We start from the raw sequence: 22863 nt of genomic DNA, 5'->3' as shown, positions 1-22863 counted from the left end.
CGGAAGAACCGGGCGGGGCGCCTTCTTGCACCCCGCTCCCAGTAGAACCGGACGGGGCGGGGCCCGACACAGCCCCGGCAGCCGCGAGCACGGAATAGGGGAGTGAGCCCCTGCCGCGCCGCGGTGAACGAAGCGGCCCATGCGAGCCGGTTTGCGGTCTCCGCGGATCGACCGGATGGGCAAGCGGGGTGGTACCGCGCGCCCGCGACTCGCAGGTCTTGCGACTCGCGCCTGTGGCGCGTCCCTGCACGTGAACGATGAGCGAATATGCGTCACGTCAGGGAAAGGGATACGAGCGCAAGTGACTAGCAACAACACCGGGCGGGTGTATCCCCGCGTCGACCTCACCGGCGGCAACGAGGAGTTCGCCAAGATCGAGGAGCAGGTCCTCGACTACTGGGAGAAGGACGACACCTTCAAGGCCTCGCTCGACAACCGCGAGGGCGCCCCGGAGTACGTCTTCTACGACGGCCCGCCGTTCGCCAACGGGCTGCCGCACTACGGCCACCTGCTTACCGGCTACGTCAAGGACATCGTGCCGCGCTACAAGACGATGCGCGGGTATCATGTGCCGCGCGTCTTCGGCTGGGACACCCACGGCCTGCCGGCGGAGCTCGAGGCGGAGAAGCAGCTCGGCATCAAGGACAAGGGCGACGTCGAGGCCATGGGGCTCGCGGAGTTCAACGAGTACTGCGCGAAGTCGGTCTTGCGCTACCGCGACGAGTGGCGCGACTACGTCACCCGCCAGGCGCGCTGGGTGGACTTCGACAACGGCTACAAGACCATGGACGAGACCTACGTCGAGTCCGTGATCTGGGCGTTCAAGAAGCTCTACGACATGGGGCTCGTCTACCAGGGCTTCCGCGTGCTGCCCTACTCGTGGGCCGAGCACACCCCGCTCTCTAACCAGGAGACCCGCCTCGACGACTCCTACAAGAACCGCCAGGACCCCACCCTCACGGTCACGCTGCCGGTCGCGGGCGCCGACGAGGGCAGCTCGGCCGAGAAGGCGCTCGCCGAGCACCCGGAGCTTTCCGGAGCCTCGCTCATCGCGTGGACGACGACGCCGTGGACCCTGCCGAGCAACCTCGCGCTCGCGGTGCACCCCGACGTCGACTACGTCGTCGTCGAGGTCGCCGACGACGGGCTCGAGGAGTTCCGCGGCGAGAGGCTCCTGCTGGCCGAGACGCTCCTTGGCTCCTACGCCAAGGAGCTCGGCGAGGAGCCGACGGTCGTCGCCAGGCTCTCCGGCCGTGAGCTCGAGGGGCTACGCTACGAGCCCGTCTTCGGCTTCTTCGCCGACCGCAAGGACGAGGGCGCCTTCCGGGTGCTCAACGCCGACTACGTCACCACCGAGGACGGCACCGGCGTGGTCCACCAGGCGCCCGCCTTCGGTGAGGAGGACATGGACACGTGCCGCGAGTACGGCATCGAGCCCGTCATCCCCGTCGACATGGACGGCAAGTTCACCTCGCTCGTGCCCGACTACGAGGGACAGCTCGTCTTCGATGCGAACAAGGACATCATCCGCGACCTCAAGGCGCGCGGCCGGGTGCTGCGCCACCAGACCATCGAGCACGCCTACCCGCACTCGTGGCGCTCCGGGGAGCCGCTCATCTACATGGCGCTGCCCAGCTGGTTCGTCTCCGTGACGAAGTTCCGCGAGCGCATGGTCGAGACCAACCACGACAACATCGACTGGATCCCCGAGCACGTCCGCGACGGGCAGTTCGGCCGCTGGCTCGAGGGCGCCCGCGACTGGAACATCTCCCGCTCGCGCTACTGGGGCTCCCCGATCCCGGTGTGGGTCTCCGACGACGAGAACTACCCGCGCGTCGACGTCTACGGCTCCCTCGAGGAGCTCGAGCGCGACTTCGGGCGCCGGCCGAAGTCGCTGCACCGGCCCTACATCGACGAGCTCACCCGGCCCAACCCCGACGACCCGACCGGCAAGTCGACGATGCGGCGCGTGCCCGACGTGCTGGATGTGTGGTTCGACTCCGGCTCCATGCCGTTCGCCCAGTGGCACTACCCCTTCGAGAACAAGGAGTGGTTCGAGAAGCACGCCCCGGCCGACTTCATCGTCGAGTACATCGGCCAGACCCGCGGCTGGTTCTACCTGCTCCACGTGCTCTCCGTCGCGCTCTTCGACCGCGAGGCGTTCAAGAAGGTCGTCGCCCACGGAATCGTGCTCGGCGACGACGGGCTGAAGATGTCGAAGTCGAAGCGCAACTTCCCGGACGTCAACGAGGTCTTCGACCGCGACGGCTCGGACGCGATGCGCTGGTTCCTCATGAGCTCCCCGATCCTGCGCGGCGGCAACCTCATCGTCACCGAGCGCGGCATCCGCGAGGGCGTGCGCCAGGCGCTGCTTCCCATCTGGAACTCGTACAGCTTCTTAAAGCTCTACGCGTCGAAGGAGGCGACCTGGTCGACCGACTCGACCAACGTGCTCGACCGCTACATCCTCGCGAAGCTCCGCGAGCTCGTCGAGAACGTCACCGACGCGCTCGACGCCACGGAGATCGCCCGCGCCTGCGACGAGGTGCGCTGGTTCTGCGACGCGCTCACCAACTGGTACGTGCGCCGCTCCCGCGACCGCTTCTGGGCCGGCGACGACGCCCACCCCGAGGCCTTCAACACGCTCTACACCGTGCTCGAGACCCTCTGCCGCGTCGTCGCGCCGCTTTTGCCGCTCGTCTCCGAGGCGGTGTGGCGCGGGCTCACCGGCGGGCGCTCGGTGCACCTCACCGACTACCCCGAGCCCGGCGACCTGCCCGCCGACCCGGGGCTCGTTGCCCGCATGGACGCGGTGCGCGACGTGTGCTCCGCGGCCTCGTCCATCCGCAAGGCCCACAAGCTGCGCAACCGCCTGCCCCTGCCGAAGCTCACCGTCGCCCTTGCCGACGCGGAGGAGCTCACCGACCTCATCGGCATCGTGCGCGACGAGGTCAACGTCAAGGACGTCGAGCTCACCGACGACGTCGCCGCCGTCGGCCGCTTCGAGGTCGTCGTCAACGCCAAGGTCGCCGGCCCCAGGCTCGGCGGCAAGGTCCAGGAGGTCATCCGCGCCGTCAAGGCCGGCGACTACGAGCGCACCGACGCCGGCGTGAGCGCCGCCGGCGTGGAGCTCACCGACGACGAGTTCACCGAGCGGCTCGTCGCCGCCGACCCCGACTCCACCGCGCGCATCGGCTCGCGCGACGGGCTCGTCGTCCTCGACACCGAGACCACCGAGGAGCTCGAGGACGAGGGCTGGGCCGCCGACGTCGTGCGCGGCCTCCAGGACGCGCGCAAGGCCTCCGGCTTCGACGTCACCGACCGCATCACGGTGACGCTCTCGGTGCCGCAGGGCTCGGAGTCCCGCGCGCTCACCCACGCGGGCTTCATCGCCGGGGAGGTGCTCGCCACCTCCTTCGACGTCACCACGAAGCCCCTCGAGGGCGGCCACGACGTCGTCGAGGGCGTCACCGCCCGCCTCGAGCGCGCCTAGCTAGCCGCTCGGGCACGGGCCTGTAGTCGACCGCGACGGGGACGGAAAGGAATGGCCGAGGCGAACCGCGGGCAGCGCTGGGTGCTGCACATCGACATGGACGCGTTCTACGCGTCCTGCGAGCAGCTCACCCGGCCCGGCCTGCGCGGCCGCCCCGTCCTCGTCGGCGGCGCGAGTGGCCGCGGCGTCGTCGCCGGCGCCTCCTACGAGGCGCGCGCCTTCGGCGCCCGCTCGGCGATGCCCATGCACCAGGCCAAGGAGCGCGTCGGCTTCGCCGCCGTCGTCGTGCGCCCCAGGCGCGCGGTCTACCAGGCGGCCTCCGCGCGCGTCTTCGAGGTCGTCGCCCGCCGGGTCGACGTCATCGAGCGGCTCTCCATCGACGAGGCCTACCTCGAGCCCGAGGAGATCCAGGGCGCCGACGAGGACACGGTGCGCCGCTTCATCGACGAGCTGCGCCAGGAGATCAAGGACGAGACCGGGCTCGCGGCCTCGGTGGGGGCGGGCTCCGGCAAGCAGATCGCCAAGATCGGCTCCGGGGAGGCCAAGCCCGACGGTGCGCTCGTCGTCGCCAAGGACGAGGAGCGCGAGTGGCTCGCCGAGATGCCGGTGGGGAAGCTCTGGGGCGTCGGCCCGGTCACCCGCGGCGCGCTCAATGCCGCCGGCATCGAGACCATCGGCCAGTTCGCGGCGCTCACCCGCCGCGAGGCTAAGGAGATCGTCGGCACCTCGGTGGGCGGGCAGCTCTGGGAGCTCGCCCGCGGCCACGACGACCGCCCCGTCGAACCTCCGGCTGAGGCGAAGCAGGTCTCCGCGGAGCGCACCTTCGAGCGCGACCTCGTCGACCGCCGGGCCGTCGACGACGCCGTGGACGACGCGGCCCGCGCCGCGTTCAGGCGCCTCCAGCGCGACGGGCGGGGCGCGCGTACGGTCACGGTGAAGCTCCGCCTCGCGGACTTCAAGGTCTCCTCGCGCTCGGGCACGCTGCCGAGCGCCACTGACAGCTTCGAAACTCTGCTCGCCGCGGCGAAGCAGCTGGTGCGCTACCCCGACGAGGTGGGGCCCATCCGGCTCGTCGGGGTGGGCTTCGCGGGACTCGAGGAGGCCCGGCAGGACAGCCTCTTCCCGGACCTCGACCTCGCGGTCACGAGCCACCTCCACACCCCGGAGGAGGAGCCCGACGACCTCGAAGTCGGGGTGAGCGGACCGCTCGTCACCGGCGACGAGGCCGCCCCCGTCGCGCCACCGCAGCAGCACGCCCCGGACACCGCCGCGAGCAACGGCCCGCGCTGGCTCAACACCCAGGACGTGTCCCACCCCGATCACGGCCACGGCTGGGTGCAGGGCTCGGGCCACGGCCGGGTCACCGTCCGCTTCGAGACCCGTACCACCACCCGGTCGGTGACGCGCACCTTCCCCGACGATGATCCTGACCTTGAGCCGGCGGACCCACTCGACAGCCTGGACTGGGACGACTGGCTCGCTGCGCGCGACCCGATCGAGCCAGAGGGAAACGACCCGGGTGGTGGCATGCGCTGACTCCGATCGCCGTGTTCATCACCATGACGCTTCTGTGCATACACAAGAAGCAACGACGATGGAGCTGAATCCCCGCTGGCGCGGGGCGGACACGCTCACCGCACGCCACCACGCCGGGTACTCCGGCTCATCCCCGCTGGTGCGGGGAGGCCCCACATTCAAGCCAAACGCGGCCCTCCACCCAAGGCTCATCCCCGCTGGCGCGGGGAGGACTCGTACCGCTCCCAGGACGGCCGGTCGTCTTTCGGCTCATCCCCGCTGGCGCGGGGAGGACAGGTTTACAGTCGCGACGTCATGCCATACAGAGGGCTCATCCCCGCTGGCGCGGGGAGGACCTCCAGTTCACGTCGAACGCCAAGATCGCCGGAGGCTCATCCCCGCTGGCGCGGGGAGGACGCGATGAGGGTGGCGATGGTTCTCTTCTGGTCGGGCTCATCCCCGCTGGCGCGGGGAGGACAAACTAAGGCCGGGGCGCGCCGGGTGCCGATCAGGCTCATCCCCGCTGGCGCGGGGAGGACTTCTCGCGGCACCCGTACCCGAACGAGATCTACGGCTCATCCCCGCTGGCGCGGGGAGGACGATTTCTCTGGGGAGAAGCCGTTCACGATGGCGGGCTCATCCCCGCTGGCGCGGGGAGGACACTTGATGACCTGCGTCGTTGTAGTGCCAGGTGCCCAAAAACAATCAACTTGGTCGAGCCCTTGGTAGGAAACCTAGCACGCCGCGGCGCCCTCCGCTGATTGTCAGGGAAGGATGATGCACTACTACTCGAAGTACGGCCTTGCGGTCAGGTACGCCGCATGGATTCGGTCTCGGCGGATGGGCTTGCGGTCAGTGCGGGTCGACCTCGCGGATCGTGATGTTGATGCGGCCGTCCTTGAGCCCGCAGCCCTCCGGGGTGGTGCCGGGCTGCACCGCGGGGATGCCGTGGTAGTTGCGGCGCGCCGGGCCGCCGAAGACGATCGCGTCCCCGGAGAGCAGCGACACGTCCCGGTAGGGGCGGCCCCGGTTGTCGGGGTTGCCCATCCGGAAGAGCGCCGACTGCCCGATCGAGAGCGACACCACCGGCGCGCCGGACTCCTCGTTCCCGTCGACGTGCATGCCCATGTGGGAGCCGGGCGGGTAGAAGTTCACGAGCGCGGTCTCGGCGCGCATCCGGCCGCGCCAGGGGGAGAGCTCGTCGCTCACCGCCGCGGCCCGGTCGAGGACCCGGTCGACGAGGCCCTGGTAGTTCTCGGGCAGGGCGGGGACCCGGGCGCCGTCGACCGAGCGGACGTAGCGGTAGGGCTTGGTCTGCCAGTGGTAGCCGAGCGAGAGGATATAGACGCTCATCTGGCCCGCCCCCACCTCGGGGCGGACCATCGCCGTGGGGGTGCCGGCGACCTGCCGGGCGAGGCCGCGGGCCTGCTCGACGAGCGCGCGGGACTCCTCGAGGCTAAGGAACCCGGGCAGGTGCACGACGCCGGGGATGACCTCGCGGACGGGGCGGTCGAGGCCCTCGTCGTCGAAGAGCGTGGCCACGCTGCTCGCCTCCTCACTGCGGGTCTTCTCGCCGCGCCGTCCGTCCCGGTCCGTCTGGCGCGCGGGCGCGGCCGCGACCGGCCCAAGCCGCCGGGGTGCCTCGTCGCGGCGGCTAGCCTTCCTGCCCAAACATGCTAGCCGGCGCCACGCCGGCGGCCAGCGCCGCGGCGAGCAGCACTCGGGCCTGGCCGGCGCGCAGCACGCCCGAGCCGATCGCCCCGAGGTCGGCCAGCCCTGCGCCGCCGCCCGCGCCCCCGTAGGCGAGCGCCACCGGGCCGGCGGCCGCGCGGGTGCTGATCACCACCGGGGCCCCTGACCTCAGCGCCCGCTTGAGGCCCTCGGCGGCCCGCGGGCCGACGTTGCCCGCGCCGAGCGCCTCGACGACGAGGCCGTCCGCGCCGCGTGCGGCGGCGTCGACGACAGCGGAGGGCGTGCCGGGGTACGCGGCGACGACGCGCACGTCGACCCCGGCGAGGCGCACCCCGGGGAGCCGGCGGGGAAGCTCCCCGCCGCGGTGGCGGAACGCATCGACGGCTGCCGCGTCGTGCTTGACGGTGCCGAAGGCGGGCAGTTCCCGGCCCGCGACCGCGATCGTCACCCCGGGGCGGGTGGCCCCGCCGGCCGCCAGCGCGAGCGCATCGGCGAGGTTGCCCGGACCGTCGGGCTCGGGGTGGTCGGCGGGGCGCATCGCGCCGGTAAGCACGACCGGTCGGTCGTCGCGTCGCCGCAGCTCGAGGGCGAGCGCGGTCTCCTCCATGGTGTCGGTGCCGTGGGTGACGACCACGCCCACACAAGCGTCGTCGGCGAGCGCCTCGTCGACGGCGTCGCCGAGGGCGTCGATCTCTGCAAAACCCATGGCCGCGGAGTCGAGGAGGCCCGCCTCGCGGGGCCGGATGGCAAGCTCGGGGAGCCGGGGAGCGGAGGCGAGAAGCTCCTCCGCGCTGCGCGTCGGCTCAAGCGCCCCGGAGTCGGTGGCGGTGCACGCGATGGTGCCGCCGGTGGTGATCAGGGCGACGTGTGGCTCGGCCATGGTGCTCCTCGTTTCCTCTGCTCCCGGGGTCGCGCCGCGGGCGCGATTGTGGGGCCCTCGGCGCGCCGTCGCGGCGCGGCCGGCGGTGTCCCGGGCGCGCGGCGCGGGTGGGCCTCGATGGTATCGCGCGGCGCGGGGCCGTATCCTGGGCGGCTGAGCAGGACGCGGCCGGCCGCCGAGCGCTGGCCGCCCAACCTTCGTTAAGCCAAGGAGTGGTGGATCGATGATGCGCAGGATCGCGGCGGCGGGCGCCGCCCTCTCGCTCGCGGTGGGGCTCGCCGGCTGCGGCGGCGACGAGCCGGCCGAGCAGGCCAGCGAGGCGACCACGACGACGAGCCAGGTGCCGCTTCCCAACGTCGACGAGCTCGCGTGGGTGGTCGACCGGCTCGCGAACCCGGACACCCCGGCCGAGGAGCGCGCCGACTACATCGAGGGCTCGGACATTGACGCCGCGGCGCTCGAGGCGCTGGGCGACGAGATCGCCGAGCAGGACGTCCGCTTCGAGGTCACCGGCCCCGTGGAGCACGGCGAGGACCCGCAGGTCGCGGTCGTCGACATCACCATCCACGTCGGCGAGGACGAGACGCAGCGCGCCGAGGCCGTGCAGTTCGTCCGCGACGACAACGGCGACTGGAAGCTCGCCGCGTCGTGGGCGTGCGCCTGGCTCATCGACCTCGCCCCCGAGGGCGAGGCCCCCGAGGCCTGCAGCAAGTAGCCGCGCCTCTAGGCGAGAGAAGCGACGCCCGCCGCGCGCCCGTTCACTCGGGCGGCGGCGGGCGTCGTCTTTTTGTGGCGATCGGCCTTGTACGGCGCTACTCGGCGTCGGGGCCGAAGGCGAGGCGGGTCTCCGCGTCCTGGACGACGGCGAGCTCCTCCTCGCCGCCGTAGACCACCCGGGTGGTGTAGCGCACCTCGCCCGCGGTGGGCAGCGGCGCGGCGAGGTTGAGCGACAGCCGCCCCGAGGCGGTCGTGCGGGAGCTCTGCACCTCGAGCGACTCCTCCTCGAGCTCCTCGACGTCGCCGATCTCCCCGGCCTCGGAGCCCCCGCCGGCGGGGGCTCGGCCGATCTGCAGGGCGCCCAGGGCAGGCCGCTGCTCGACGTCGACGTCGAGCTCCACGTCGTCGCCGTCGTGGCTGACCAGGGTGTACGTCGTGGTCTGCAGGAGGCTCTCCTCGCCGGCGACCCGCGAGTCCACCGACCAGCGCGCGCCCACCCCGACGGGCTGGTCGGGGAAGACGACCGGCAGGCTCAGCCAGGTGAGCAGCGCGTCCTCCGCGGCGAGCCGGTCGGTGTCGTCGGCCTCCTCCGGCGCGGCGAGCGCGACCTCGATGAGCTCCCCGCTCGTCGTCGTGCGCGCGGTGAGCTCGAAGCCCTCGGCGACGTCGCCGCCCGCGGCGCCGCGGTAGGTCACCTCCCGCTCGTCGGCCTGCTCCCCGGGATCCGCGGTGTCCGCCGGACCCGAGGACCAGTCGAGCTCCAAGCGCTCGTGGTCGACGAGGCCGTCCGGCAGGCCCGACGGGGGAGCGGGGTCGGCGTCCGCACCCGGGCGCACCTCCTGGTCGAAGCCGCGCCCCACGCGCACCTTCCCGGTGCCGCTGGCGTCCTCCGAGTGGTCGAGGAAGGTGAGGATCTCGCCGGGGGTCTCGCCCTCGTCGTGGAGCATGACGCGGGTGGGGTCGACGTCGAGGCGCACCGCCTCGTCGGTCGCCGGGGCGTCGTCGGGCTCGTCGGCGCAGCCGGCGGCGAGCGCCGCGGCGAGGCCCACGGCCGCGACGGCGCGGGCGGCGCGCTGGAGGTTTCGCGGGTTCACGGGCCCAAACCTACCGCACCACCCCGCGCCCGAGCCCGGCCCGGGCCAGGTGCGCCGGCGGGGCTAGTGGCTATCCGGGGTAACGATGCGAGAAGATAGGGCCCGTGACGAAAAGACGCGTTTCGATGCCCGCGCTCATGGCCGTGATCGGGATCGCCGTGGCGGTCGCCGACCAGGCGAGCAAGGCCGCGGTGCTCGCGAACCTCGAGCCCGGGGAGACCGTGCCGCTCATCGGCGACTGGTTCCGGCTTCGGCTCGTGTTCAACTCGGGCGCGGCGTTCTCCCTCGGGGAGGATTACACGTGGCTCTTCAGCCTCATCCAGCTCGCGTTCGTCGTCGTCATCGCCGTCGTGTCGTTTCGGATCCGCCACGCCGGCCAGGCGGTGGGGCTCGCGCTCATCGCGGGCGGCGCGCTGGGCAACCTCATCGACCGGCTGTTCCGCGAGCCGGGCTTCTTCCTCGGCCACGTCGTGGACTTCGTCTCGGTGGGCAATTTCGCGATCTTCAACCTCGCCGACTCGGCGATCACCGTGGGCGTGGTCGTGTTCCTCGCGGCGATGATCTTTGAAGGAGAGCCGGGCGGCGGCGAGCCCGAGCCCGGCCGGCCCGCCGAGGAGGGAAAGGAGCAGGTGCACAAGTAACGATGGCGAAGACTCGTACCGTTCCCGTGCCCGAGGGGCTCGCCGGCATGCGCGTCGACGCGGGTGTGGCGAAGCTTTTGGGGCTCTCGCGCAGCGCCGCCGCGGAGATCGCCGCCGCCGGCGGGGTGCTCCTCGACGGGGAGGCCGTCGGCAAGTCCGCGCGCCTCCCCGAGGCCGCCACCCTCGTGGTCACCCTGCCCGAGCCCAAGGCCCCGCCCAGGCCCACCCCGCAGGAGGTCGACGGGCTCGAGGTGATCTTCGCTGACCAGGACGTCGTGTGCGTCAACAAGCCCGTCGGCGTCGCCGCGCACCCCACCGTCGGCTGGGAGGGCCCCACCGTGCTCGGCGGGCTCGCCGCGCTCGGCGTGGCGGTCGCCCCGGCCGGCCCCCCGGAGCGCAACGGCATCGTCCAGCGCCTCGACGTCGGCACCTCCGGGGTGATGGTCGTCGCCGCCTCCACGCGCGCCTACTCGAGCCTCAAGCGCGCGTTCAAGGAGCGCACGGTGGAGAAGACCTATCACGCGCTCGTCCAGGGCCACCCCGACCCGTTCAGCGGCACGATCGACGCCGCGATCGGCAGGCACCCTAAGGCGGGCTGGAAGTTCGCCGTGACGAGCGAGGGGAAGCGCGCGGTGACGAGCTACCGCACCATCGAGGCCTTCCCCGAGGCCACGCTCCTCGAGGTGAGCCTGAAGACCGGGCGCACGCACCAGATCAGGGTGCACATGTCCGCGATCAACCACCCCTGCTGCGGGGATCCGATGTACGGCTCGGACCCGGTGCTCGCCGAGCGGCTGGGGCTCAACCGGCAGTGGCTGCACGCCCGCCGGCTGGGCTTCACCCACCCGGGCGACGGCCGCTGGGTCGAGGTCGAGGCGCCCTACCCGGCGGATCTCGAGGAGGCCCTAAGGAGGGTGGCGGCGTGAGCAAACACGACAGGCCAAGAAACTGGCTGACCGTCTTCTACTCGGTCGTCCTCGCGATCTTCGCGATCGTCCTCGTGTTCGCGTTCGCGACGCAGGGCGACGAGCCGGCGGCCCAGAACAACGGCGACACCCTCGGCCAGGAGACCGGGGAGACCTTCACCGAGTACGAGGCCCGCGCCGAGCAGAGCCTCTCCGCGGCGCCCGCCACGGAGGCGGCCTTCGGGCTCGTGACGTTCGCCGAGCCGCTCGACGCGGACGAGGCCGCCGAGGCGCTCTCCGATATCGAGCGCATCAGCGCGATCACGCTCGGCCCCATCGCCCCGCACGACGTGCCCGAGCCCGTCGACGGCGAGGACCGCTCGGACGTCTTTAGCCGCGAGCTCGAGCGCCTCGGCCTGCCGGAGGAGATCTCCGGGGTGGTGGTCTACGACACCGGCGAGTCGCTGCGCAAGCTCGCGCGCGACCCCGCGGTCGCGACCGTCGAGGTCCTGCCGCCGGATGCGGCGTGGGGGACCTTCGGCACCCGCTCCGTGGAGGTGCCCAGCTCCTCGACCGCGTCGCCCTCGGGCGCGTGGGCCGGCTAGCGAGAATCCCCTAGGCAGAAGGCCGCGCGGCCCCGCGGCCCGGCCACCCGCAGCAAGGCCCGCGCCCGACCGGACGATCCGGTCGGGGCGCGGGCTTTTCGGTGTTGCGGGCGCTGAAGGCTAGCCCTCCTGGGGTTCCTCCTCGCGGCGCGCGGGCGCGGCGGCCGGGGAGCCCGCGGCGTCCTCGTCGCCGGAGTCGGCCTCGGGCTTGTCATCGGCGGCCCCGGCGGCGGGGGAGGCGCCGGTGGGGATCGTCGTCGGGGCGGGCTGCTCGTCGACCGAGCGGTTCGCGACCGCGGTCGCCGCGGCAACGGCCTTGGCGATCTCCGGGTCGGTCTCGGTGTCGAACCAGCCGCTCGGGTCGCCGGACTCCGCCTCGCGGGCGGTGTCCTCGTCGACGTCCTCCGGCTCGTAGCGAAACACCCCGTCCTCATCCGGCTTGGCCATCGCCTTGCTGAAGCGCTCGAGCGCGTCGCCGAACTGGGAGGGGATGAGCCACATCGTCGAGGCCTGGCCCTCGGCCATCTTCGGGAGCTGATCGAGGTAGCGGTAGGCCAACACCTCCGGGGTGACCTTCGAGGCCTTGATCGAGGCGTTGAGCTTGCGCACCGCGCGGGCCTGGCCCTGGGCCTCGAGGTACGTCGCGGCCCGGCGGCCCTCGGCGCGGAGAATCTCCGCCTGGCGCTCGGCCTCCGCGGCGAGGATCGCGGCGTGCTTCTCGCCCTCGGCGGCGAGGATGCGGGCCTGCTTCTCGCCCTCGGCGGTCTTGATCTCGCTCTCGCGGCGGCCCTCGGAGTTCAAGATCATGGCGCGCTTCTCGCGGTCGGCCTTCATCTGCATCTCCATGGACTGCTGCACCGAGGGCGGCGGGTCGATCGCCTTGAGCTCCACTCGGCTGATGCGCAGCCCCCACTTCGTCGTCGCCTGGTCGAGCTCCCCACGCAGCCGGCGGTTGATGACGTCTCTCGAGGTGAGCGTCTCCTCGAGCGTCATGCCGCCGACGACGTCGCGCAGCGTCGCCACGGAGATCTGCTCGACGCCGACGAGGTAGTCGTCGACGCCGTAGATCGCCTTGGCCGGGTCGTTGATCTGGAAGGTGACGACGATGTCGATGTCGACGGTGAGGTTGTCCTGCGTGATGACGGCCTGCGGCGGGAAGGACACGACCCGCTCGCGGATGTCGACGCGCTCGCGGATGCGGTCGATGAACGGCACGAGCACCGTGATCCCGCCGGAGACGGTGCGCGTGTAGCGGCCGAGCCGCTCGATGACGGCGGCCTCGCCCTGGGAGATCATCTTGATCGTGGAGAACACGACCGTCGCGACGAAAATGAGGACGACGACCGCGATGATCGCGGTAGTAATTGACATTCCAATCTCCAAGTTAATAATGCTCGACGTTTCGAGCAGTGTACAGTTTGTTAGGAGAGTCGATTTTATGTGCGGGGTGGTGGATTGAGATGGTGTCCGTTGGTTTTGGTTGGGTTATTTGAGTTTACTCATAGATGAACGCGTTATACCCGTGCTTATTCTTGAAATCCCAAAACTCATCCTCGAAATACTTGTTGGAGATATTTATATTGAAGGCGTCGAAGTCGATGGACGGGTTTGGCTGGCCATGTACAGGCTCGGTTAGTTCCCAGTGGGCAACATGGGCAAATCCTAGCTCGTCGATGAGCTGGATTATGGTTCGCTGGACGAGATCGCCATACTCTCCGTGGTTGTATGTGTACTTATACATTAGGGCGATAGCTGCAGTAAGCCTGTATGTGGTTTGAGTTAGATCGAATGCGGTAAGTATTTCGACGTTCGGGTTGTTGAGAAGCTCTGCTCGGCGGAATTTTGCAATTTCTTCAGAAATGCGCGAAATTCCTGTGTTGAGCTCAGGTGGAAGATTGGTGATTGTTTCGTTATCGGAATCGATTTCGATGGGGTAGAGGTGTGCTGTCATGCTGGCTTTGCCTCCTTAGTTAAATGCAGATACTGGTGTTGGGGTGTTCTTGGGGTGTGCCCGCTCTAGGAGAGCGGGTGTTAGGTCTCCTTCCAAACGATGGCGGTGGGGCCCTCGAAGCGCAGGACCCGCACCCTAGATCCCGGCTCGTAGGCGATGTCCGGGTCGACGGTGCGCGCCGACCACAGCTCGCCGTCGAGGCGGATGAGACCGGCGCTAGATCCGGCCTCCTCCTCGACCGTTGCGAGCTTCCCGACGAGCGCCTGGGTGCCGGTCTCGATGGCGGGCGGCTGGGTGAGCTTGCGCTTGAGGTAGGGGCGCAGGAAGACGATGAGGCCGAGTGCCGTGACGCCGAAGGCCGCGACCTGCAGCCAGAGGGGCCCGCCGGCGGCGGTGATCCCCGCCCCGGCGAGGGCCGCGGCGCCGAGCATGAGGAAGGTGAACTCGCCCGCGGCGAGCTCTAGGGCGGCGAGCAGGGCGGCCGCGATCAGCCAGACGACGATTCCCACGGTGCCTAACCCTAGTGAAGTGGCTCTCGTCTGGGCCAACGGTTGCGCTTCGCTCGAGTAGTCGCCGGTCCTTCGGGGGTGATTCGGGGGCTCGGCTGTGGGCGGGGTGTGGGGTTAGACTTGGCCGCCATGGCGAAGAACTCCTCTTTTGTCCACCTGCACAACCACACCGAGTTCTCGATGCTCGACGGGATGGCGAAGGTGGACATGCTCGCCGAGGAGGTCGCCCGGCAGGGCATGCCGGCAGTCGGGATGACCGACCACGGCAACATGTTCGGCTCGGACGCCTTCTACCGCACGATGACCGGGGCGGGCATCAAGCCGATCATTGGGATCGAGACGTACATGGCGCCGGACTCGCGCTTCAACAAGAAGCGGGTGCGCTGGGGTGAGCCGCATCAGAAGCGCGACGACGTCTCCGGCTCGGGCGCGTACCTGCATCAGACGATGATCGCGGAGAACGCCACCGGGCTGCGCAACCTCTTCTACTTGTCGTCGATGGCGTCCTACGAGGGGCAGCTGGGCAAGTGGTCGCGCATGGACGCGGACCTCATCTCCGAGCACGCCGAGGGCATCATCGCCACGACCGGCTGCCCGTCGGGGGATGTGCAGACGAGGCTTCGGCTCGGCCAGTTCGACGAGGCCTTGGAGGCCGCGGCGATGTGGCAGGACATCTATGGCAAGGACAACTTCTTCCTCGAGCTCATGGACCACGGGCTCGACATCGAGAACCGGGTGCGCGACGACCTCTTGGAGATCGGCCGCAGGTTGCAGCTTCCGCCGCTGGTGACGAACGACTGCCACTACGTCCTCGAGTCGCAGGCGAAGGCCCACGAGGCGATGCTGTGCGTGCAGACGGGCAAGACGCTGCACGACCCGGACCGCTTCAAGTTCGGCGGCACGGGCTACTACATCAAGTCCGCCGAGCAGATGCGCGACCTGTGGGACGACATCGTGCCGGACGGCTGCGACAACACGCTGTGGATCGCGGAGCGGGTGGGCGACTACTCGGAGCTGTGGGAGGAGCACCCCCACGACCGCATGCCGATCGCCGAGGTCCCCGAGGGCGAGAGCCCCACCTCGTGGCTCACCCACGAGGTCATGGCGGGGCTGAAGGACCGCTTCCCGGACCGGCAGGTGCCGGCGGAGTACGTCGAGCGCGCGAAGCACGAGATCGACGTCATCGACATGAAGGGCTACCCGTCCTACTTCCTTATCGTCGCCGAGCTCATCAAGCACGCCCGCAGCGTCGGCATCCGCGTCGGGCCGGGGCGTGGCTCGGCCGCGGGCTCGCTCGTGGCCTACGCGCTCACGATCACGAACCTCGACCCGATGGAGCACGGGCTTATCTTCGAGAGGTTCTTGAACCCCGAGCGGCCGTCCGCGCCGGATATCGATATCGACTTCGACGATCGGCGCCGCGGCGAGATGATCCGCTACGCCGCGGAGCGCTGGGGCGAGGACAAGATCGCGCAGGTCATCACGTTCGGCACGGTGAAGACGAAGCAGGCGATCAAGGACTCCGCGCGCGTCCAGTTCGGCCAGCCCGGCTACCAGCTCGCCGACAAGATCACCAAGGTTTTGCCGCCGCCGGTGCAGGCCAAGGACATCCCGCTAAGCGGCATCATGGACCCGGAGCACGAGCGCTACAACGAGGCCGGCGAGGTGCGCGCGCTCATCGAGCAAGACCCGGACGTCAACGCCATCTACGAGACGGCCCGCGGGCTCGAGGGCGTGGTGCGCCAGGCGGGCGTGCACGCCTGCGCGGTGATCATGGCCTCGGTGCCGCTGCTCGACCACATCCCCATGTGGAAGCGCGCCGCCGACGGGGCGATCATCACCGGCTGGGACTACCCCGCCTGCGAGGCCATCGGCCTGCTGAAGATGGACTTCCTGGGCTTACGCAACCTCACCGTCATCGGCGACGCCCTGGAGAACATCCGCGCCAACCGCGGCGAGGACATCGACTTAGAGAACCTCACCACCGACGACCCGAAGGTCTTCGACCTGCTCGGCCGCGGCGACACGCTGGGCGTGTTCCAGCTCGACGGCGGCGGCATGCAGGAGCTGCTCAAGCGCATGAAGCCCACCGGCTTCAACGACATCGTCGCCTCGCTCGCGCTCTACCGGCCCGGCCCGATGGGGGTGAACGCCCACTGGGACTACGCGGACCGCAAGAACGGGCGCAAGCCCATCACTCCGATCCACCCGGAGCTCGAGGAGCCGCTCAAAGACATCCTCGCCGAGACCTACGGCCTTATCGTCTACCAGGAGCAGATCATGAGGATCTCTCAGAAGGTGGCGAACTACACCGCCGGCGAGGCCGACAACTTCCGCAAGGCGATGGGCAAGAAGAAGCCCGAGGTGCTCGCCAAGCAGTACGAGAAGTTCGCCGGCGGCATGACCGAGAACGGCTACTCCCAGGAGGCCATCGACGCGCTGTGGGGCACGATCGAGCCGTTCGCCTCCTACGCGTTCAACAAGTCCCACGCCGCGGGCTACGGGCTGGTGAGCTACTGGACCGCCTACCTAAAAGCGAACTACACCGCCGAGTACATGGCGGCGCTGTTGTCCTCCGTGGCGGACAAGAAGGACAAGTCCGCGATCTACCTCGCCGACTGCCGCCACCTGGGCATCAAGGTGCTCTCCCCGGACGTCAACGCCTCGAGCGCGGACTTCCGCGCCGTCGGCGAGGACATCCGCTTCGGGCTCGGCGCGATCCGCAACGTCGGCTCCGACGTCGTCGCCTCGATCATCAAGACCCGCGAGGAGAAGGGCGAGTTCACCTCGTTTAGCGACTACCTCGACAAGATCGAGCTCGCGCCGTGCAACAAGCGCGTCACCGAGTCGCTCATCAAGGCCGGCGCCTTCGATTCCCTCGGCCACCCGCGCCGCGGGCTCGCGCTCATCCACGAGGACGCCGTCGACGCGGTCACCGCGACGAAGAAGGCCGCCGACAAGGGCCAATTCGACCTCTTCGCCGCGCTCGGCGGGGGAGAGGACGGCCAGTCCGCCTCCGACGCGTTCGCCATCGACGTACCCGACGAGGAGTGGGACAGAAAGCACCAGCTCGCCGTCGAGCGCGAGATGCTCGGCCTCTACGTCTCGGGCCACCCGCTGGACGGCTACGAGGACGCGCTCGCCGCGCAGACCGACACGGCGCTCACCACGATCCTGTCGGGGGAGGTGCGCCACAACCAGGAGGTCACCATCGGCGGGATCATCTCGAACGTCGACCGGCGCTTCTCGAAGAAGGACGGCTCGCCCTGGGCGATCGTCACCCTAGAGGACCACAACGGCGCCCAGGCCGAGATCCTCGTCTTCGCGAAGCTGTATGCCCTGGTGAGCTCCCAGATCGTGGAGGACAACATCATCTTGGCCAAGGCGCACGTCTCCATCCGCGACGACCGCACGAGCCTCTTCTGCGACGACTTAAAGGTCCCCGATCTTGGGGTGGCGGGCAGCAGCGGCCTGCCGCTTCGCCTCACGCTGCGCACCGAGCAGTGCACCGTCGAGGCGCTCCACAAACTGAAATCGGTGCTGCAGGCCAACGGCGGGGAGTCGGACGTGTACTTGAACCTCGTGCACGGCGACGAGTCGCGGCTCATGGTGCTCGGCGAGCACCTGCGCGTCGATCGCTCCGCGGAGCTCATGGGCGACCTCAAGGCGGAGCTGGGGGCGGGCATCCTCGGGTAGGCGCCGGGCCGGTCGGTAGACTGTGGCGCCATGAGCACCTCCTCCCGCGAGACAGAACCCGTGGTCCACGCCGCAGACATCCAGCAGGCCCAGGCCCGCATCTCCGGGGTGATCGCGCCGACCCCGCTGCAGTACTGCCCGCGGCTCTCCGAGGAGACGGGCGCGGAGGTCTTCCTCAAGCGGGAGGACCTCCAGGACGTGCGCTCGTACAAGATCCGCGGCGCCTACAACGCGATCAGCCAGCTCTCCGACGAGGCCCGCGAGGCCGGCATCGTCGCCGCTTCCGCGGGCAACCACGCCCAGGGCGTGGCATACGCGTGCAAGTCGCTGGGCATCCAGGGCCGGATCTTCGTGCCGACGAAGACGCCCCTGCAGAAGCGCAGCCGCATCCGCGTGCACGGCGGCGACGCCGTCGAGCTCGTCGTCACCGGCGACACCTTCGACGAGGCGGCCGCCGCCGCCCGCGCCGATGCCGAGGAGCGCGGCGCGACCGTGGTGGAACCCTTCGACGCGAAGGAGACCATTGCCGGGCAGGGCAGCGTCGCCGCCGAGGTGCTCTCCCAGCTCGCCTCGCAGGGCCGCTCGCTCGACACGATCGTCGTGCCCGTCGGCGGCGGCGGGCTCATCTCCGGGATCACGAGCTACGTCGCGGAGCTCGCGCCGCGCACCGCGGTCGTCGGCGCCGAGCCCGAGGGCGCGCCCTCGCTCACCGCGGCGCTCGACGCGGGCGGGCCCGTCACGCTCGACGAGCTCGACCCGTTCATCGACGGCGCGGCCGTGCGCCGCATCGGGGACGTCACCTACCGCATCATCGAGAAGAACCTCTCCCGCATCCATGCGATGACCGTCTCCGAGGGCGCGACCTGCACGGAGCTGCTCGGCCTCTACCAAAACGAGGGCATCATCGCCGAGCCCGCCGGCGCGCTGTCCGTCGCGGGGCTCAAGGAGCTTCGGCCCAGGCCCGGCGAGACGGTCGTGTGCGTCGTCTCCGGGGGCAACAACGACGTGCTGCGCTACAGCGAGATCATGGAGCGCTCCCTCGTGCACCGGGGCTTAAAGCACTACTTCCTCGTCAACTTCCCGCAGGAGCCCGGCCAGCTGCGCCACTTCCTCATCGACGTGCTAGGCCCCAACGACGACATCACCCGCTTCGAGTACCTCAAGCGCAACAACCGCGACATCGGCACCGCGCTCGTCGGCATCGAGCTCGGCGACGCCGCGGACCTCGAGCAGCTCTTCGAGCGCATCGAGAACACCGGCCCGCAGTGCGAGTACCTCCGCCCCGGCTCGAGCGTCTACGAGTACTTGATCTAGCCGGATGCCCGCCGACGAGAACGCCCCCGCCCTAGGGGAGCCCTACGAGCGGCCCCGCCCGGGGCCGACGACCGTGGGCGAGACGGAGATCAAACGCTCGCGCTTCATCTGCCTCATCGGCCGCGCCGAGACCCCCGAGGAGGCCCGCGCCTTCGTCGACGAGGTGCGCGCCGCCTACCCGGACGCCACCCACCACTGCAGCGCCTACCGGGTGCACGTCGACGCCGCCCAGCCGGTGGAGCGCTCCTCCGACGACGGGGAACCCTCCGGCACGGCGGGGCGCCCCATGCTCGAGCAGCTCCAGGGCTCAGGCCTCCTCGACGTCGCGGCGGTCGTCGTGCGCTACTTCGGGGGCGTGAAGCTCGGCGCGGGCGGTCTCGTGCACGCCTACTCCAACTCGGTCGGCGACCTGTTGCCCGAGGTGCCCCGGGCGCGCCGCGAGCCGCGGGAGGCCTACGAGCTCGGCCTCGACCACGCGGCCGCCGGACGCGTCGAGGCGGAGCTGCGCGCCCGCGGCGTGGACGTCGCCGACGTGTCTTACGGCCGCGTCGCGACGCTGACCCTCACCACCGAGCCCGGCGGCGGCGAGGAGCTCGCGGGCCTGATCGCGGCGCTGACGAAGGGCGAGGCCGAGCCCCGGGCCGTCGGCGCCCGCTGGTCCGAGCGCGCCCTATGATGGGCGCATGGCTAAAGACAACCTCCCGGTGAACCCCATCGAGTCCCGCAAGCTGGAGGTGCGCCGCCACTCGCGCAACGCGCTCGTCTTCGTGGGCGTCGGGCTGGTTGCCGGCATCGCGCTGGGCATCATCGCGAACTGGACGTTCCTCCTCTTGGGCCTCATCGTCGCGGTCGTGGGCGGCGGCTACTCGGCGCTTAAAGTCCGCTCGATCATCAACCACCGCGACGACGAGCGGCGCTAGCCGAAGCGCCCCTGAGGCCTAGGGCCTTTCCTTTCACCCCGCGCCCGCCGGGGCCGGCGGCGGGCGCGCCCACGATCCCGGCCGGTTTGAGGAGGTGTCGCTCGATGGCGAAGGCGGAGCAGTCCCCCACGGAGCCCGGCGGCCTGCCGGTGCGGGTCGACTCGTGGCTGTGGGCCACGCGGTTCTTCAAGCGCCGCTCGGAGGCGACGCAGGCGTGCAAGGCCGGCCACGTCAAGGTCGGCGACAAGACCGCCAAGGCCTCCCAGCACGTCGTGCCCGGGCAGCGCATCACGCTGTGGGGTCAGAACCGGCACGTGGAGCTCGAGGTCATGGCGACGGTCTCGAAGCGGGTGGGCCCGAAGGTCGCCCGCGTCTGCTACGTCGACTTAACCCCGCGGGAGCGGGGGCTCGATAGCTACGTGCAGCTGCCCAAGCGCGACCGGGGCGCGGGCAAGCCCACCGCCCGGGAGCGCCGCGAGATCAACCGCCTCAAGGGTCGCGAGTAACGGCGCCCCGGGAAGGGGAGGGGAGCGCTAAACACCGGGAACAATGCCCCGCCGGGGCGCCCGCTCCTCCCCGCGTCCACCGCCCCTTCAGCGGCGGCTCCCCGCCGGAGGCGGGGCCGCGGCCGGGCCTACGGCGCGAGAAGCTCCTCGTCGCGCAGGTCGGTGATGAGCATGTTGCCTGGCGCGTGGCAGATCGCGAGCTCCGGGGCGGACTCCATGACCGCGGCCTGCGGGGTGACGCCGCACGCCCAGAACACCGGGATCGTGCCATCTGGGATGTCGACGGGCTCGCCGAAGTCGGGCTCCGCCAGGTCCCCGATCCCGAGTGCGGCCGGGTCGCCGACGTGGACGGGCGCGCCGTGCACGGCGGGGTAGCGCGCACTGATGCGCACCGCGTCCGCGACGCGATCCGCGGGGATCGGCCTCATCGAGACGACCAGCGGCCCGCCGAGGCTCCCCGCCGGCTCAAGCCTGCGGCTGGTGCGGTACATCGGCACGGTGCGATCCTGCTCGACGTGGGCGAGCGGGATGCCGGCGCGCTCGAGGGGAGCCTCGAAGGTGAACGAGCAGCCGATGAGGAAGGACACGAGGTCGTCTCGCCAGCACTCGCGCGCGTCGGTGGGCTCGGCGACGAGCCGGCCCTTTTCGTAGACGCGGTAGGCGGGCAGATCCGTTCGCACGTCCCCGCCGGGCAGCAGAGGCCCTGCGGTCTCCCCGGCGTCGAGCACGCCCAGCACCGGGCAGGGCTTGGGGTTGCGCTGCGCGAGCAGCAGCAGGTCGAAGGCGATGGATCGGGGCACGGCGACGAGGTTGGCCTGCGCGAAGCCGGCGCACCAGCCGGCGGTGTGGCCTCGGTACCCGTCGCGAAACGCGCGGCGCGCCGCGGCGGGGGAGAGTTCCGCCCGCCGGGCGCGCTCGGTTGCAGGGAGGGAGTTAATCCTTGGCCTCCTCGACGATGGGGTCGGTGAACTTGCCGCTCGCGACGCCGCGCCGGTAGTACATGCCCGCGCCGAGGGCGACGATAAAGAGGATGAGCATGGGGATGAAGACGACCCACACGTTGCCGGCGGCGACCATTGCGGGGATGGCGATGGCGGTGATGAGCCCGCCGCCGAAGATGGGCTCGAAGAAGAGCTGCTTGTAGCCGAAGGCCTCGAGGGCGGGGGACTGGTCGTCGGGGTCGGCGACCTTGAGCAGCGCCAGGCCGGTGGCGGTCACGCCCATGGACTGGCCGAAGTCGGCGATGCCGCGCTCGAGCCAGAACTTCGGGATGACCCGTGGGGTGAAGTAGACGAGCATGACCGTGCAGAAGATGATGCCGACGATGGAGAGCACGACGAAGGCCTGCCAGTAGTCCGCGATGACCTGCAGCGAGATCGTGGCGAGCGCCGCGACGATGAGGATGTCGAGCGCGAGGCCCTGGATGCGCTGCATGAGCTGCGCGTCGACGAGCTGGGAGCGGCCGGTGCGGTCGAGGAAGAACTGGATGATGACGCCGCCGAGCATGGCCAGCGGGAAGAGCGGCACGTAGCCGAGCAGCGTGACGCCCTCGTCGCCGCCCCACACGGAGTCGGGCTGGCCCCACAGCCAGTCCTCGAGGAGCACGAGGCCCTGGAGGATGAGCCAGCCGATGATGATGGCCAGGCCGATGATCGCGACGTGGAGGGTGAGCGGCTCGATGGAGCTGGGCCGGGAGGTCATCTTGCCGGCGTAGACGGTCTCGTTGTCGGAGTAGAGGCCCTGCAGCTCGGCGGGGGACTGGTCCTCGATCTTGTCGAGCACCTCGGTGCGGCCGGTGCGCACGCCCCAGTTGATGACGGCGACGCCGATGACGATGCCGGAGACGAGGCCGACGGTCGCGAGCGCGAGCGAGAGGTCGCCGAGCTCCCCGTAGCCCATCTCCTCGAAGGCGGGCGCCATGCCCGCGGCGGTGCCGTGCCCGCCCTCGAAGGACACCTCGAGCAGCCCGCCGATGAACGGCTCGAGGTGGAAGAGCGGCGCGAGGATGAGCACCCCGGCGAGCAGGCCGACGACGTACTGGCCGGAGCCGTAGGCCGCGCCGATGGAGAGCTGCGGGCCGGCCATCTTCACCACGCGGCCGATCTTCGGCAGCGGCGCGCCGAGGAAGAGGGTGGCGAACACCACGGAGATGAGCAGCCCGGGCAGGGTCTTCCACACGGAGACGATGTCCTCGCTGAACACGCCGCCGTCGGCGAGCCAGTCGATGCCGGTGGCCTCGCCGATGCGGCCGAGGACCTCGGGCCCGGCCAGCAGCGCGACGAAGCCCGCGACGATCGAGCTGGGCAGGAGGAGGCGTTGGATGAGCGGCACCCTCACCCGGAGGTACTTGCCCACGAGCATCACTGTCGCGAGCAGGACGATGGCGAAGCCGATGGCCTGCGGACTCATGTTCTTTTGTGTCTCC

At 70.3% G+C, this 22863-nt stretch carries 19 protein-coding genes and 1 CRISPR repeat array; of the genes, 11 read left to right on the top strand and 8 right to left on the bottom strand.

What is annotated here, in order from left to right:
• Window positions 1-301: 301 nt before the first annotated feature.
• Together ileS and HMPREF9719_RS01215 are read left to right on the top strand one after the other, a co-directional pair.
• Window positions 302-3493, top strand: a complete 3192-nt coding sequence (ileS, locus tag HMPREF9719_RS01220; protein WP_004600136.1) for an isoleucine--tRNA ligase — start codon at window positions 302-304, stop codon at window positions 3491-3493.
• 51 nt (window positions 3494-3544) lie between these two features.
• Window positions 3545-5029 (top strand): DNA polymerase IV, encoded by a 1485-nt coding sequence (locus HMPREF9719_RS01215; protein WP_004600135.1) that lies wholly within the window; start codon window positions 3545-3547, stop codon window positions 5027-5029.
• 63 nt (window positions 5030-5092) lie between these two features.
• A CRISPR array of direct repeats spans window positions 5093-5669; the repeat unit is 28 nt; unit sequence GGCTCATCCCCGCTGGCGCGGGGAGGAC.
• 191 nt (window positions 5670-5860) lie between these two features.
• Here HMPREF9719_RS01215 and HMPREF9719_RS01210 read toward each other — a convergent pair.
• Window positions 5861-6550, bottom strand: a complete 690-nt coding sequence (locus HMPREF9719_RS01210) for an alpha-ketoglutarate-dependent dioxygenase AlkB (RefSeq protein ID WP_004600134.1) — start codon at window positions 6548-6550, stop codon at window positions 5861-5863.
• Window positions 6551-6662: 112 nt separating this feature from the next.
• Window positions 6663-7580, bottom strand: a complete 918-nt coding sequence (locus HMPREF9719_RS01205) for an asparaginase domain-containing protein (protein ID WP_004600133.1) — start codon at window positions 7578-7580, stop codon at window positions 6663-6665.
• A gap of 223 nt (window positions 7581-7803) precedes the next feature.
• On the opposite strand from HMPREF9719_RS01205, the gene HMPREF9719_RS01200 reads away from it, so the two are divergent.
• On the top strand, window positions 7804-8295 hold the full coding sequence (locus HMPREF9719_RS01200; protein ID WP_004600132.1) for a hypothetical protein: 492 nt from the start codon (window positions 7804-7806) through the stop codon (window positions 8293-8295).
• Between the two features lie 97 nt (window positions 8296-8392).
• Here the strand turns inward: HMPREF9719_RS01200 and HMPREF9719_RS01195 are convergent, their stop codons facing one another.
• A complete protein-coding gene (locus HMPREF9719_RS01195) occupies window positions 8393-9391 on the bottom strand; it encodes a hypothetical protein (RefSeq protein WP_004600131.1) in 999 nt (332 codons plus the stop codon).
• Between the two features lie 125 nt (window positions 9392-9516).
• Between HMPREF9719_RS01195 and lspA the strand changes: the two genes are divergently transcribed.
• The 3 genes from lspA to HMPREF9719_RS01180 are packed head-to-tail and all read left to right on the top strand — an operon-like array spanning window position 9517 to window position 11542.
• Window positions 9517-10032 carry a signal peptidase II gene (lspA, locus tag HMPREF9719_RS01190; protein ID WP_004600130.1) on the top strand — a complete coding sequence of 172 codons (516 nt, stop codon included), beginning with the start codon at window positions 9517-9519 and terminating at the stop codon, window positions 10030-10032.
• A 2-nt stretch (window positions 10033-10034) separates the two neighbouring features.
• On the top strand, window positions 10035-10958 hold the full coding sequence (locus tag HMPREF9719_RS01185; RefSeq protein ID WP_004600129.1) for an RluA family pseudouridine synthase: 924 nt from the start codon (window positions 10035-10037) through the stop codon (window positions 10956-10958).
• Window positions 10955-11542 carry a hypothetical protein gene (locus HMPREF9719_RS01180; RefSeq protein WP_004600128.1) on the top strand — a complete coding sequence of 196 codons (588 nt, stop codon included), beginning with the start codon at window positions 10955-10957 and terminating at the stop codon, window positions 11540-11542. Before HMPREF9719_RS01185 ends, HMPREF9719_RS01180 begins: the two co-directional genes overlap by 4 nt.
• 120 nt (window positions 11543-11662) lie before the next feature.
• Here the strand turns inward: HMPREF9719_RS01180 and HMPREF9719_RS01175 are convergent, their stop codons facing one another.
• The 3 genes from HMPREF9719_RS01175 to HMPREF9719_RS01165 form a co-directional block, all read right to left on the bottom strand.
• Window positions 11663-12913, bottom strand: a complete 1251-nt coding sequence (locus tag HMPREF9719_RS01175) for an SPFH domain-containing protein (protein WP_004600127.1) — start codon at window positions 12911-12913, stop codon at window positions 11663-11665.
• A gap of 124 nt (window positions 12914-13037) precedes the next feature.
• Window positions 13038-13493, bottom strand: coding sequence for a hypothetical protein (locus HMPREF9719_RS09570; RefSeq protein WP_004600126.1), 456 nt, complete (start codon window positions 13491-13493; stop codon window positions 13038-13040).
• Window positions 13494-13573: 80 nt separating this feature from the next.
• The gene (locus tag HMPREF9719_RS01165; RefSeq protein ID WP_004600125.1) at window positions 13574-14002 is read right to left on the bottom strand and encodes an NfeD family protein; all 429 of its coding nucleotides are present in this window, start codon (window positions 14000-14002) and stop codon (window positions 13574-13576) included.
• Window positions 14003-14131: 129 nt separating this feature from the next.
• Here HMPREF9719_RS01165 and dnaE point away from each other — a divergent pair, with 129 nt between their 5' ends.
• The 5 genes from dnaE (at window position 14132) to HMPREF9719_RS01140 (ending at window position 20438) form a co-directional block, all read left to right on the top strand.
• Window positions 14132-17698: a DNA polymerase III subunit alpha gene (gene dnaE / locus HMPREF9719_RS01160; protein WP_004600124.1), complete on the top strand. Its 3567-nt coding sequence runs from the start codon at window positions 14132-14134 to the stop codon at window positions 17696-17698.
• Window positions 17699-17728: 30 nt separating this feature from the next.
• Entirely contained in the window at window positions 17729-19012 is a 1284-nt protein-coding gene (gene ilvA / locus HMPREF9719_RS01155) for a threonine ammonia-lyase IlvA (RefSeq protein ID WP_004600123.1), read from the top strand.
• A 4-nt stretch (window positions 19013-19016) separates the two neighbouring features.
• On the top strand, window positions 19017-19688 hold the full coding sequence (locus tag HMPREF9719_RS01150; protein ID WP_004600122.1) for an IMPACT family protein: 672 nt from the start codon (window positions 19017-19019) through the stop codon (window positions 19686-19688).
• Window positions 19689-19695: 7 nt separating this feature from the next.
• Window positions 19696-19932 carry a UbiA family prenyltransferase gene (locus tag HMPREF9719_RS01145; protein ID WP_004600121.1) on the top strand — a complete coding sequence of 79 codons (237 nt, stop codon included), beginning with the start codon at window positions 19696-19698 and terminating at the stop codon, window positions 19930-19932.
• A gap of 104 nt (window positions 19933-20036) precedes the next feature.
• The gene (locus tag HMPREF9719_RS01140) at window positions 20037-20438 is read left to right on the top strand and encodes an RNA-binding S4 domain-containing protein (RefSeq protein ID WP_004600120.1); all 402 of its coding nucleotides are present in this window, start codon (window positions 20037-20039) and stop codon (window positions 20436-20438) included.
• A 128-nt stretch (window positions 20439-20566) separates the two neighbouring features.
• On the opposite strand, the gene HMPREF9719_RS01135 is transcribed toward HMPREF9719_RS01140, so the two are convergent.
• Both HMPREF9719_RS01135 and HMPREF9719_RS01130 read right to left on the bottom strand, forming a co-directional pair.
• Window positions 20567-21376: a putative hydro-lyase gene (locus HMPREF9719_RS01135; protein WP_081586415.1), complete on the bottom strand. Its 810-nt coding sequence runs from the start codon at window positions 21374-21376 to the stop codon at window positions 20567-20569.
• A complete protein-coding gene (locus HMPREF9719_RS01130) occupies window positions 21372-22847 on the bottom strand; it encodes a sodium/glutamate symporter (protein ID WP_004600118.1) in 1476 nt (491 codons plus the stop codon). The genes HMPREF9719_RS01135 and HMPREF9719_RS01130 overlap by 5 nt, the downstream gene beginning before the upstream one ends.
• Between the last annotated feature and the right edge of the window lie 16 nt (window positions 22848-22863).

The sequence above is a fragment of the Corynebacterium otitidis ATCC 51513 genome, assembly GCF_000296405.1.
Lineage (GTDB): Bacteria > Actinomycetota > Actinomycetes > Mycobacteriales > Mycobacteriaceae > Corynebacterium > Corynebacterium otitidis.
Note: the sequence above shows the minus strand (reverse complement) of the source record. Positions and strands in the feature narration are given on the sequence as shown.